The organism is Streptococcus oralis, assembly GCF_006175905.1.
In the GTDB taxonomy this organism is placed as follows: Bacteria; Bacillota; Bacilli; order Lactobacillales; family Streptococcaceae; genus Streptococcus; species Streptococcus oralis_BG.
Genome location: NZ_SSNB01000001.1, coordinates 711,078 through 724,068, shown reverse-complemented (window position 1 = coordinate 724,068; position 12,991 = coordinate 711,078). Strand labels below are relative to the sequence as shown.

Here is a 12,991-nt window from a genome sequence, read left to right as displayed (position 1 = left end):
AGAACCTTTGCATCGCGCAAAGGTTCTTCTTTTATGAAACTTGGACTTGAAGTTGATTCACAAGCTGACTCTCTACAGTTATCCACAACTTGTGGATAAGAAAGCATGCCTAAAAATCAGCTTCTACAGAAGCTAGCTCTTAGACTTTGAACCTGTCACCCTCAGGCAGACCTGCTCAAATCCCTACTAGACTAAGATTTCTACTAGAAAGCTAGCCCGTTACTAGTTTCCGGGGCAATTCTCAAGACCCCTCTAGGATATTAGCTAAATGTCCTGTTCCCCCTAGACTTATCCACAGACTGTGAATAAACTATTGTTCCAGGCCACTCTCTCCTTGACTATACCAAAAAGCGATAGCAGCGTCAATATGACTAATATTCCTTCCTAAAACCCCTGAAAAGATTCTATAATTTGTACAATCGTAGCTTTTGCATTCGTCAGCTAGTGAGAATCAGCCAATAGAAAATGACTTCTTTATCACATTGTGAACAGTACAGCTGTAGTACTATAATACCTAACAACCTAATCATTTCTAGAAAAAAATCCCGCAGATTGCGGGATTTTCTCTTGCATCAATGCGCCAACATTTCTTGGGCGATTTCTTGGCCAGATAGGTTATCTGGGTAATAGGTTGGCCAGTTATCCATCTCTTCAAAGAGGGCTTCTTGGCTAGTACCTCCAAAGAAGATATGGAAATGTTCTGCCTTGACTGGGGCGATATTGTGGTCACTAAACTGAACATACTTGAACTGTCCAGCGTCCGCATCTGTCGCTTCAAAGAGGAAGCGCACGCCACGATTGCCTTTCTTATATGTCAAGATTTTCTTGCCGACATACTTGTAGGTGAATTTCTTGCTTTGGCCACCTTGAACAAATTCCATAGTATTATCTGTAATGTTGATTTTAGTCACATCTGTCTGATAACCTTTTTGATAGTAGGCCTTGTACTCATCTTTGGTCATCTTGCCAGTTAACTTAGCCTTGTAGTCAAAGACTTGATCGAAGGTCCCATCCTCAAGGAAAGGATAGACCGACTGCCAGTTGCCAGCATAGTCACTCAAGGTGCGGTCTTTGACATCTGCATCCTCAAAGTAACCGTTATGAACTGTCTTGGTGTTTTCTTCCTTCTCTGGCTCAATTTCTGGTCCTTCTTGGTCTGTTGTTTGTTTCAAAGCCTTGAGGTTTTTCTCCATCACGGAGATATAGTCCTCACCAGCCTTGGTTGCTTCTTCTGTCAGACTTTCTAGCGGATTGAGCACGTCTAGTTTGACACCTGTTTCTTTGGAAAGGGTATTGGCAAGGGCTTGTGAGGCATTTTCTTCAAAGTAGATATAAGAAATCTTGTTTTTCTTGATATACTCGGTCAATTCTGCCAAACGTGCTGCTGATGGCTCTGCATCTGGTGAAAGACCTGAGATGGATACTTGCTTGAGACCGTAGTCTAAGGCAAGATAGTTAAAGGCAGCGTGCTGAGTCACAAAGCTCTTTTGTTTGGCTTGAGACAAGCCATCTGTGTAGGCCTTATCCAATGCTTGCAATTTTTCAATATAGGCAGCTGCATTCTTCTCAAAAGTCTCTTTTTTATCAGGATAATCTGCTGACAAGCTGTCACGGATATGCTCTACCAGTTTGATGGCGCGTGCTGGTGAAAGCCAAACGTGGGGATCGTAGTCGTGATGGTGACCTTCACCACCATGATCATGCCCTTCCTCTTCTTCCTCACCACCTGGCAAGAGGAGCATATCGCCTGTCGCCTTAATGGTTTTCACCTTTTTCTTATCCAAGGATTCTAACAATTTTGGAACCCAAGTTTCCATGTTTTCATTTTCATAGACAAAGGTATCTGCATCTTGGATTTTGGCAACTGCCTTGGCAGACGGTTCATACTCATGGGGTTCTGTACCAGCACCGATTAGAAGTTCTACATTAGCAGTATCTCCTGCAACTTGCTTGGTAAATTCGTAGACAGGGTAAAAGGTTGTCACGATATTTAGTTTCCCATCTGCCTGTTTTTGATTGGAACAAGCCACTAAAAACAGGGCACATAGACTAGTCAGTAGTAAGCTCAGTTTTTTCATTTCATTCTCCTATTTGATAAAACGTTTCAGTAGACTGACTAACAAAAAGACAGCTACAAAGATAATGGTGATACTAGCGCTGGCAGGTGTTTCCGCATAGTAGGAAATATAAAGTCCTGCCACCATTCCCAAAAAGCCAATAGCGCTGGCTAGTAACATAACGGATTTGAAGTTTTTCCCCAGACGAAGGGCAATGCTAGCTGGCAAGACCATAATGGTCGACACCAAAAGGGCTCCTGCAGCTGGAATCATAAGGGCAATGGCCACCCCTGTCACCATATTAAAGAGGATAGACATGGTACGAACGGGCAAGCCATCCACAAAGGCCGTATCCTCATCAAAAGTCAGGATGTACATTGGTCGCAAGAACAAGAAAGTCAAGAGTAAAACGACCGCCGCAATGGCAAAGAGGAACATCACCTGCTCCTGGCTAATAGTCACAATAGACCCAAAGAGATATTGGTCTAAACTCATGGAGCTCGAACTTTTGCCCTTACTCATCACGATAAGAGACACTGCAAGTCCTGTTGACATGAGGATGGCAGTTCCAATTTCCATAAAGTTCTTATAGACTGTCCGGAGATACTCCAGAAAGACAGCAGCAATCAAGACGATAGCAATGGTTGAAATAGTTGGAGAAATCCCCAAAACCAGACCAAAGGCTACCCCTGATAGAGAAACGTGACTGAGGGTATCGCTCATGAGACTCTGACGACGTAAGATAAGGAAGGTTCCAAGAACTGGAGAAAAGAGACTCATGGCAATGACAGCCAAGAAGGCACGCTGCATGAAGTCATAAGATAACAAACTAAGCATGGTCCACCTCCTGGTCGCTTTCGTGAACGTTGAAACAACGCCACGGAGAGTCTTGGTTACGGACTAGATGAATATTGCGATCCGCATAGTCCTTGACTTCTTCAGGGTCATGGGTAATCATCAAAACAGCCTTGCCATGATGATGAGCACTATGGTGCATGAGTTCGTAAAATTCATTTTTGCTCCCCACGTCCATCCCTGTTGTCGGCTCATCCAGGACAAAAATATCTGGGTCAGAAGCAAACATCCGGGCAATCACTGCTCGTTGCTTTTGCCCTCCCGAGAGGGAACCAATTCGTTTGTCACGGTGTTCCCACATACCAACCGAGTCTAGACTGGCCTTGATATGTTCCTCATCATGAGCATTCAAGCGACGGAACCAGCCCTTTCGCGGATAGCGACCCGACTTGACAAATTCATAAACCGTACTTGGAAAGCCAGCATTAAAACTAGCTATCTGCTGGGGAAGATAGGCTATCCTAAGTTTTTTCCCATGAGTATTTGTCTTTGAGATGGTTACCTTGCCAAATCTTGGCTGCAAGATGCCCAGACTCGCCTTGATAAGCGTCGTCTTGGCAGCTCCATTTTCACCAGTCAGGGTGACAAACTCCCCGCTATCAACACTGTAGTTGATGTGCTCGAGGACAGGCTCTTTGTCATAATAGAAAGACAAGTCCTCTACTGTAATATACCGCATTATTTGATTTCTCCTACTAAAGCAGTTAAAAACCGCTGGATAACTTCTTGTTCATTTGGAGTAAACTGACTTGCTACTTGTTCATAGGCTAAGAGCGTGTGTTCATGATGATGGTGGTGTTCCTCTGCCACTGGTCGAGCTAGTTCTGTCAGTTGGTAAAAAATCACACGCGCATCCTTAGGATCTCTGGATGTCTCTAACATACCCTCTTTGACCAAAGATTTGATAGCCTTGGTCACTGCCGCCTGACTGACATTAAGGCGACGGGCCAACTCCGAGTTAGTTAGGGATTCTTCTGACAAGAGCATGAGGATGTGTTCCTGAGTATTGGTCAAGGCAACATCACTCGTGCAATGCCCGATTAGAATTTCATGCTGGTTCTCAGATCTCAAGATCACCTCGTTTAAAAAGTTATCGATTTCCTGTGCAAGCTGTCTCATGTGTTACTCCTTCCCTAGCTATCTTTTCCATAAAAAACTTAGATAGCCACCGATTCTTTACTGGTTAATTATATCATAAACCAAAAAAGAGTCAAGGGGAAAAGGCGTAAAAACGTTTCCCTAGACTCTTCTAGATGTGAAATTTAACCTATTTTTGCTTTGGTTTTCGACTCGATAAGATACCTGCCAAACCAGCTACCATTCCCATCAAGAGCAAGAAGATGGACTGTTCACTTCCTGTATTTGGGAGAGCTTTTTCTGAGACAACCGCCTTCTTGCTAAATTGACCTGCCACCTCATAAGTAAGTGGCACATTCGTAGTCGCATCGTTAGCAGCTGCATTCGTTTGAGGCGTTTCTACTGGTAGACTAAAGTTTTTAGAATCCACAGAAATTGTCCGTGAGTTCGGGTTGATCTTTTCATACTGGGTCAAGTCAGCGGTTTTAAGATACTCTTCAAAGGCTGCATCCATAGACGGGCCTTCTTCACGCGCGCCACCCAACATAGTGTAGCCATCACCACCCGCAGCTAGGAAATCATTGGTTGCAAGATAGTAGGTTTTTGCAAGGTCCAGTAGTTCATAACGACCAGTTGTGCGGTTTTTGACCTGGATGGCCAAGACACGTTTACCTGATGGTAGGTTGGTATCATAGTAAACCTTCACACCTGAAACTTGCAAGAAGCCACCACTTGGTTCTAGCAATGGTTGTCCGTTCTCATCCAAGACCTTCTTGCCATCTTTATCGACCTGCAAGATAGATCCGAGTGACTTTTCAAACATATCCAAGACTTGTTGCCCCGTCACTTGGATTTGTGAGATGGTATTTCCAAACGGAAGAACAGCTATGACATTTCCTTTAGTGATTGGTTTGCCTTTTGCAATAGTTTCACGCAAGCCACCACCATTTGTCACAGCGATGTCTGTCGGATGGCTAAATCCTGTCTGACCGTACTGATAGAGGGAGTCTGCTACGACGTTTCCGAGGTTGGTTTCACGAACCCGAACATTTTCACGATCTCCGTTTAGTTCTACAGGGCTGTTTGAAACGACTTCAACAGCATTTTCAGCATCGTATTTTTGTTTAATGTCTTTGACTAGTTTTTCAACTGTTGGATTGGCTGGTAATTTTTTAGCATCAGCAGCCGGAATCTGAGTTGGATTGCCCAAAAGCTGACGTGATTTGTAGGTGATTTTCCCTACATTATGAAGGTAGCTTCCTGTCTGGTTATAGGTAACATTATCTCCATAGGTTGTTGATTCTACTGTATGAGAGTGACCATCGATTACTGTTACGCGTTTGCCTTTGAGACGAGGATTTTTAGATAGTGCTTCTGCTAAGGTTGAACCACGCCACTCGACTGGGGTTGTGGTATCTACACCCAAGTGAGCCAGCACAACATAGTGTTTGTAGTCCTTACCTTCTGCACGAGCCTTAGCTTGAACTTCTTCGATGACCTTATTGACTTCAGAGATTGGATCTGTAAAAGTTACCCCTTTAATGTTTTTCGGGTGGGTTTTTGTAGCAGTTTCAGGTGTTGTTACACCGATCACAACAAATTCATCACCTTCCACAGTCTTATCTTTATCAACAATTGTAGAAGCTTCAAAGAGACGAGCACCATTGACGTAGGTATTTGAGCTAAGTAATGGGAATTTCAAGATTTCCTTATATTTCTTAGCTTCGTCTAAACCAAAGTCAAACTCATGGTTTCCTACTGCCATGGCATCATACTGCATCTGATTGAGAATTTCAGCACGCGCTTCACCCTTAGTAGAGTTGGAAATCGGTAAACCTTGGAAAGCGTCTCCCGCATCAACAACTAGAGTATTTTGATTTGATTTCGCACGTTCCTGCTCAATGACAGTCGCTAACTTGGCATCTCCAATAACGCCCTTTTCCTCTACAATACGACCATGGACATCATTGGTGTGTAAGATAACAGTGTCCTTTTCTTCGCTTTTAGGAGATCCAGAAGGAGCTGACGGAGCTTCTGCAGGTGCAACTGCTTCTGAAGTTGCTGAAGTTTCCGGTACCGCAGGGCTCTCAACAGGAGCTGGAGTCGCCGACGTAACAGGAGTCGCTACGACAGCTGAACTTTCTGCAGGAGTCGTCGCTTCTTCAGCGTATACTTGTCCAGCTAAGAAGGCTGGAGCTAACAGGGCTGTCGATAAGACAGGTAACAAAGAACGTTTGTTCATTTTAAAATCCCTTTCTTTTCTTTTTCTCTTTTATATTATACGCTATTTCTAAAAATTTTGAAACTTTTGACCTATTTTCATCTTAAATATTCGCCATTTAAACAAAAAAGTCTGGGTTCAAATCCCAAACTTTTAACTCTTTTTATTGGAAATCTTTGATATTCCCATCATAGGTCGCCCAGTCCTTGCTAAAGAAGCGGTCATTCATCTTATAGTCTGGAGCTGGAGTCGGATCCGTCAAGAAGGGATTGACAACCTTATCAAAAGCCAACCAACCCAACCAACCAATATGAATGGTGTCCTTGACAAAGTACGGATCTCCGCCTTTTTTAGAAAAGTCAGCAATGTTGGTGAAACCTTGACTTTCTAACTGGTAACGAATTTTTTCCACAGCATGTTGGTACATTTCCTCGCTGAGCTCTGTATGGGCCATCCATTTTTTATTGACAGGCTGAATAACAAAGAGCACATTGACCTTTGATTTGGCAAATTGATTGAGGACCAACTGCAAATCATTGTATTCAGACGACTTGAGAAAATTGTAATTTTTTTGATAACCCTTATACTTCTCGAGGTAGTCTTTCACCTGGGTCTTATAAAATTGATTTTCAATTCCCATATCGTTATTATTGGTATTGGCTTCTGCATCCTTTCGAGCAATTTTTTCTAACTCCTCATAAGAAAATTGATCTGGAAGATCTTTTAAATAGTTCTCCACGTGTTCCTTGTACTTGAGTTTTCCTCGAATGGAAAATTGTCCAAATAGCGAAGCCTGACGCTCATTAAAACGTGCAAATGCCTTGATAATAGCATGATCAACCTCTGATAATTCCTCACCCTTTGACAGCTTCTCAACGATGCCCTTCATAGAGACTCCTGGATTTTGCTTTAAGAGACGTTTAGCCGCATGTTTGGCTCCTACATCTCCCGATTGATTTTCTAGAAAGGATGTCAACTGATCGTTGTTAAAGTAGTTTTGGAAGAATGCTGGCTCATAGTCCTCCTCTGTAAACCACTGAGGAGAGATGACAAACACCGCCTGCTTTCCCTCAATTTCTGGTAAGATTTGCTGCAAACCAAAATACTGATTGAGAGAGGCCGCTCCTGCTTGTCCCAAAAAGTAGGGGCGGTAGGGACGGCTATACTTCTCTGCCAAGACCGCTGGATGCATACTATCAAAACGAATCCACTCACTTGACCCTAGAAAAGGAATAAAGCGCATATTGGGTTCCGTAAAGGCTCTCACTTTTTGGCTTCTCTCTTTAAAACTTTCCGAACTAATCGCTGCTGCAGAATATTTCTCTTCCATCAAATTATGACTTGGATTGTTTGGATAGAAAAAGATTAGTAAGAAAACAAGAATACTAGCAAGAAGCAGAGGACCGAAGATCAGCCACAAGCGTCTAAGCATTCTTCAACTCCGTGATACCTGCTACGATTTTATTAGCCGTATTCCAGTCCTCACGACCGAACTCCGTCACTGGAACACGAATGTCAAAACGGTTTTCAATCTCAACAATCAATTCAACCGTTCCCATGCTATCCAAGACACCGGCATCAAAAAGATCTTCATCCATCATGTCAGAAACATCTTCCATAAACAACTCATCAATAATTTCAATAACTTCTGATTTGATATCCATTTTTTATATCCTTTTATTTTTTAAACCATAAATCATTCAAAAATCCAGAAAAGATTAAGAATGAAAACATGACGACATGGAAGGTGACAACCATGCCAAGCAACTGAATCCAGCGATTCTCAGGTAAGGAACCCTTTCCAGCTTTTTTTCGTTCTTTATTGAGCGCTTTTTTCTTACGAACCCAAGCGTCATTGATGACTAGCCCAATCCCATGGAAAAGTCCATAGGCGATGTAATACCAGGTCACACCATGCCAAAATCCCATAATCAGCATATTGAGAATATAGGCCACACTTGAGGTCACATTGCGATTTTTAAAGACTTTCTTTCTGGTCAACACCATGACCATCCGCATAAAGACAAAGTCACGGAACCAGAAAGACAGACTCATGTGCCAGCGATTCCAAAACTCTTTTAAATCCCTTGACAAAAAGGGCTTGTTAAAGTTGATAGGACTATGAATACCCATCAAGTTTGAAATGGCTAAGGCAAACATAGAGTAGCCCGCAAAGTCAAAGAACAGTTCTAAACCGAAGGTATACATAACTGCAAGAACATAATGGTTAAAGAAACCACCTGTCTGCAAGGCCAAATTTTTCAGCGGAGGCAATAATGTCTCTCCTAGAATATGGGCCAAGATAAACTTGTAGAGGAAGCCAAGCATGATATATTTGACAGCCTCTTCTAGCATATCCATCAGCTCATCCCGCTCAGGAATGGTCTCGTAATTTTCATTGAAACGTTTAAAACGATCAATAGGACCACTTGAGAAAGTCGGCATAAAGAGAAGAAAACGTAAGAATTGCCAAATCTTTAAATCCTTGATGACACCGTCTCTCAACTCAACGATGACCCCAACTGCACGAAAGGTCAAGTAAGAAATCCCTAAAAAGCCAAACAAAGATTGAGGTCCATGAATAGCAGGAGATACTTTCACAAAGACGATAGGCAATAGGGATAGAAAGCTAACCAGGTAAAATATCCACTTACTATCCCGTTGTTTCCTGTACCTTTTGTAGAAAGATACAAGAAGTACTTGCCAGATAACATAAAGGATCAAAGCGCTTATTTGATTCGTCTTTCCACCAACCAACATGGTGACGATAAAGAAAAGACTAACGAGCACCTCATATAAGGCAAAACGTTTCTTGAAAAAAAGACCGATAAAGATGGGCAAGGTCGCTCCGATGATGTATAGAAAATACTGTGGATTCCCATAAGGTTCCAAATGAGGAAACTGTTTGAAAAATTCCATCATCGACTGTTTACCTCATTGATCAATCCTTTGATGTCAATCTTACCATTAGGAGTCAGCGGTAGGCTGTCCCGATAAAGGAATTTCGATGGCATCATATAAGACATCATGATATCTGCCAAGTCTTCCTTGATAGCCTTGGTAATATCGATATCACGCTCAAACTGCTGACGGACACCGTCTTTTAGGATGACATAGGCCAGTAGATTTTGTACCTTGTGGTCCTTGTTATAACGTGGGACAGCAACAGCCGACTCGATAAAGCGAGACTTGTTCAGGTTTTGAGAGACATCTTCAAGCTCAATGCGATAACCATTAAACTTAATCTGGAAATCCATGCGTCCACCATAGAGAAGCAAGCCCTCATCTGTCATGGTTCCTACATCCCCTGTGTGATAGGCTGGCAGACCTTCAAACTCAAAGAAAGCTTCTGCCGTTTTTTCAGGATTATTCATATAGCCTTTTGAAACAGCTGGTCCAGAAACGATGATTTCTCCCTGCTCACCATTTGGAACTTTCTTACCTTCCTCATCAATGATAAAGGTTGGAGAATCAGCCTTAGTATAGCCGATTGGCAGGCGTTTGAGAGTCGCCAACATCTCATCAGTGACGGCAACTGCTGACAAAGCTACCGTCGCTTCTGTTGGACCGTAGGCATTGATAATACGAGCATTTGGGAATCGCTCACGTAGTTTTTGAGCTGTTTTAACCGTCAATTCTTCACCATCAAAGTAGAAATGCGTGATTCCTGGCATTTTCTCACTGTTAAAGTCTTCTGACAACATGGCCATATCTGCAAAGGACGGTGTTGAGGTCCAGATAGCAATGGGCAAGGAAAAAATCGTCGCAAAGAGTTTTTTGAAGTCCTGAGTAATGGCAGATGGAAGAGCGAAAAGCGTACCACCCAGTGCTAAGGTTGGCGCCCAGTACATGACAGATAGGTCAAAAGAATAAGGTGGCTGAGCCAGCATTTGTGGACGACTTGGCGTCGCAAATTCCTTATCTGTAATCATCCAGTTGGTAAAGCTGAGGAGATTGTCATGGGAAATCTGCACTCCCTTAGGCTTACCAGTCGTACCAGAAGTAAAGATGATGTAATAGTTGTCATCTCCCTTGACTGGATGGTTCATCTCGTAGCTAGAAGCTTGAGCAAAAGCTTCATGGACTTGCTCTAAATTCAGCATCGGTACGCTAGTTTGCTCTAATGGAAAATCTGAGATAGCAATAATCAAGCTTGGCTCTGCAACTTCTACGATAGCAGAAACTCGTTCCAAGGCCGAATGGCTATCAATTGGAATGTAGGCATGTCCTGACTTAGTCAACGCTACAAAGGTAGCCAACATCTCATATTCCTGACCACCAAAAACAATGACTGGAGATTTCTCAGGCAAGCCTAGTTGGTCGATAGCTACAGCCAAACTATCCGAATCAGCCTTCAGATCACCATAAGTATGCTCTTGCCCCAAAACATTGTAAACTGGATAACTGGCTTGTGTCTGAGCAAAGTGCTCAATCGTTTCAATCATATCAACTATGGATTTATTTGACACAATAGGTTTTCTCCTTTGAGTTAAAATTCGTTATAGATAAAGCCACCTTGCCCCTGTCCAAGGTAACTAAAAAAATAAAGCAAACCAAGCAAAATAACGAAATACAGAAATGTTTGAGCACAAAAAATATAAAATGTTCTCTTTTTTTTCATATTCGACTTCTTTTTTGTAAATTTTCAGAAAAGCAATGCAAATCGGCAATTACTATCTTATCTTCCTAACATTTTACCACTTTATCAGCCTTTTTTTCAACTGTTTACCATAACTTAAAAATTGGTTTTAGCTTATTTTAAGATAAGTTAAAATATTAATGTTTGACGTCAATAAAAATTCCCATTACTATAAATCCCCTATACTAGTTATCACAAATTAAACAGTTTAAAAATTAACAGCAAACACACGGCTCCCCCTTTGAGCATTTTTATGCTAAAATAGTAGCTATGGATAAAATTATTAAAACTATATCAGAAAGCGGAGCTTTTCGTGCTTTTGTCCTTGATAGCACGGAAACCGTCCGCACTGCTCAAGAAAAACATCAAACTCAAGCCAGTTCAACCGTTGCACTTGGTCGCACCCTTATCGCTAGCCAGATTCTCGCAGCCAATGAAAAAGGAAATACCAAACTAACTGTTAAAGTTCTTGGAACCAGCTCTCTTGGTGCCATCATCACGGTTGCAGATACCAAGGGAAACGTCAAAGGCTACGTTCAAAATCCAGGTGTTGACATCAAAAAGACTGCAACTGGTGAAGTCCTTGTCGGACCTTTCGTCGGAAATGGTCAATTTCTCGTTATCACAGACTACGGTACTGGAAATCCCTACAACTCCATGACTCCTCTCATCTCTGGGGAGATTGGTGAAGACTTGGCCTATTACCTGACAGAAAGCCAACAAACTCCTTCAGCAGTCGGCCTCAATGTCCTTTTAGACAAAGACGACAAGGTCGAAGTTGCTGGTGGTTTCCTTCTCCAAGTCTTGCCGGGGGCCAAAGAAGAAGAGATTGCTCGCTTTGAGAAACGCATCCAAGAAATGCCAGCTATCTCGACACTTCTAGAAAGCGACGACCATATCGAAGCTCTCCTCAAGGCTATCTACAGTGACGAATCCTACAAACGCCTATCTGAAGAAGAAATCCGTTTCCAATGCGACTGTAGCAAAGATCGCTTCATGAACGCTCTTGCCAGCCTTCCAACTTCAGACCTTGAGGAAATGAAAGAGGAAGACCATGGGGCAGAAATCACTTGTCAATTCTGCCAAACAACTTATAACTTTGATGAAAACGACCTGGAGGAACTCATTCGTGACAAATCTTAATACACCTTTTATGATTGGCAATGTTGAGATTCCCAATCGTACCGTTTTAGCGCCCATGGCAGGAGTTACCAACTCAGCCTTTCGTACTATCGCAAAAGAGCTCGGTGCAGGACTTGTTGTCATGGAAATGGTCTCTGACAAGGGAATCCAATACAACAATGAAAAAACTCTTCATATGCTTCATATCGATGAAGGCGAAAACCCAGTCTCTATCCAACTTTTTGGTAGCGATGAAGACAGCCTCGCACGCGCAGCAGAATTCATACAAGAAAACACCAAGACCGATATCGTCGATATCAACATGGGCTGCCCAGTTAACAAAATCGTGAAGAATGAAGCTGGTGCTATGTGGCTCAAGGATCCAGACAAGATCTACTCTATCATCAACAAGGTCCAATCAGTCCTTGATATCCCCCTCACCGTCAAAATGCGTACAGGCTGGTCTGATCCATCCTTAGCCGTGGAGAATGCCCTCGCAGCTGAGGCTGCAGGTGTCTCTGCCCTCGCTATGCACGGCCGTACCCGCGAACAAATGTATACTGGTCACGCTGACCTTGAAACCTTGCACGACGTAGCCCAAGCCCTGACAAAGATTCCATTTATCGCCAACGGTGACATCCGTACGGTCCAAGAAGCCAAACAGCGTATCGAAGAAGTCGGGGCTGACGCTGTTATGATTGGTCGAGCAGCCATGGGAAATCCCTACCTCTTTAATCAAATCAATCACTACTTTGAAACTGGAGAAATCCTTCCTGATTTGACCTTCGAAGACAAGATGAAAATTGCCTACGAACATTTGAAACGCTTGATTAACCTTAAGGGAGAAAACGTTGCCGTTCGTGAATTCCGTGGACTGGCTCCTCACTACCTTCGAGGCACATCTGGTGCTGCCAAACTTCGTGGAGCCATTTCCCAAGCTAGCACTCTAGCAGAGATTGAAGCCCTCTTGCAATTAGACAAAGCATAATAGAAAAAACCGTAACTCGCTTGGAGTTTACG

Annotated in this window: 12 protein-coding genes; 2 read left to right on the top strand and 10 right to left on the bottom strand. The window is 42.8% G+C overall.

The features are described from left to right. Positions 1-572: 572 nt before the first annotated feature. The 10 genes from adcA to E7Y33_RS03550 all read right to left on the bottom strand — a co-directional run bounded on the left by adcA (position 573) and on the right by E7Y33_RS03550 (position 10,831). A complete protein-coding gene (adcA, locus tag E7Y33_RS03595) occupies positions 573-2,078 on the bottom strand; it encodes a zinc ABC transporter substrate-binding lipoprotein AdcA (protein ID WP_139689667.1) in 1,506 nt (501 codons plus the stop codon). A gap of 9 nt (positions 2,079-2,087) precedes the next feature. Then, positions 2,088-2,894 (bottom strand): metal ABC transporter permease, encoded by an 807-nt coding sequence (locus tag E7Y33_RS03590; RefSeq protein WP_044021562.1) that lies wholly within the window; start codon positions 2,892-2,894, stop codon positions 2,088-2,090. Continuing rightward, positions 2,887-3,591: a metal ABC transporter ATP-binding protein gene (locus E7Y33_RS03585; protein WP_139689666.1), complete on the bottom strand. Its 705-nt coding sequence runs from the start codon at positions 3,589-3,591 to the stop codon at positions 2,887-2,889. Before E7Y33_RS03585 ends, E7Y33_RS03590 begins: the two co-directional genes overlap by 8 nt. Then, positions 3,591-4,031, bottom strand: a complete 441-nt coding sequence (gene adcR / locus E7Y33_RS03580) for a zinc-dependent transcriptional regulator AdcR (protein WP_001249328.1) — start codon at positions 4,029-4,031, stop codon at positions 3,591-3,593. The genes E7Y33_RS03585 and adcR overlap by 1 nt, the downstream gene beginning before the upstream one ends. Positions 4,032-4,179: 148 nt before the next feature. Continuing rightward, positions 4,180-6,231: a cell surface ecto-5'-nucleotidase Nt5e gene (gene nt5e, locus E7Y33_RS03575; protein ID WP_139689665.1), complete on the bottom strand. Its 2,052-nt coding sequence runs from the start codon at positions 6,229-6,231 to the stop codon at positions 4,180-4,182. Positions 6,232-6,373: 142 nt separating this feature from the next. Next, positions 6,374-7,642: a D-alanyl-lipoteichoic acid biosynthesis protein DltD gene (gene dltD / locus E7Y33_RS03570; protein WP_139689664.1), complete on the bottom strand. Its 1,269-nt coding sequence runs from the start codon at positions 7,640-7,642 to the stop codon at positions 6,374-6,376. Further along, entirely contained in the window at positions 7,635-7,874 is a 240-nt protein-coding gene (dltC, locus tag E7Y33_RS03565; protein WP_007520906.1) for a D-alanine--poly(phosphoribitol) ligase subunit DltC, read from the bottom strand. Before dltC ends, dltD begins: the two co-directional genes overlap by 8 nt. Positions 7,875-7,887: 13 nt before the next feature. Continuing rightward, positions 7,888-9,132, bottom strand: coding sequence for a D-alanyl-lipoteichoic acid biosynthesis protein DltB (dltB, locus tag E7Y33_RS03560; RefSeq protein WP_139689663.1), 1,245 nt, complete (start codon positions 9,130-9,132; stop codon positions 7,888-7,890). After that, the gene (dltA, locus tag E7Y33_RS03555; protein WP_007520908.1) at positions 9,129-10,679 is read right to left on the bottom strand and encodes a D-alanine--poly(phosphoribitol) ligase subunit DltA; all 1,551 of its coding nucleotides are present in this window, start codon (positions 10,677-10,679) and stop codon (positions 9,129-9,131) included. Before dltA ends, dltB begins: the two co-directional genes overlap by 4 nt. 20 nt (positions 10,680-10,699) lie before the next feature. Further along, positions 10,700-10,831: a teichoic acid D-Ala incorporation-associated protein DltX gene (locus E7Y33_RS03550; protein WP_000730286.1), complete on the bottom strand. Its 132-nt coding sequence runs from the start codon at positions 10,829-10,831 to the stop codon at positions 10,700-10,702. A gap of 288 nt (positions 10,832-11,119) precedes the next feature. On the opposite strand from E7Y33_RS03550, the gene hslO reads away from it, so the two are divergent. Together hslO and dusB are read left to right on the top strand one after the other, a co-directional pair. Further along, on the top strand, positions 11,120-11,992 hold the full coding sequence (hslO, locus tag E7Y33_RS03545; RefSeq protein ID WP_139689662.1) for an Hsp33 family molecular chaperone HslO: 873 nt from the start codon (positions 11,120-11,122) through the stop codon (positions 11,990-11,992). Further along, entirely contained in the window at positions 11,979-12,959 is a 981-nt protein-coding gene (gene dusB / locus E7Y33_RS03540) for a tRNA dihydrouridine synthase DusB (protein ID WP_000183315.1), read from the top strand. Before hslO ends, dusB begins: the two co-directional genes overlap by 14 nt. Positions 12,960-12,991 lie beyond the last annotated feature (32 nt).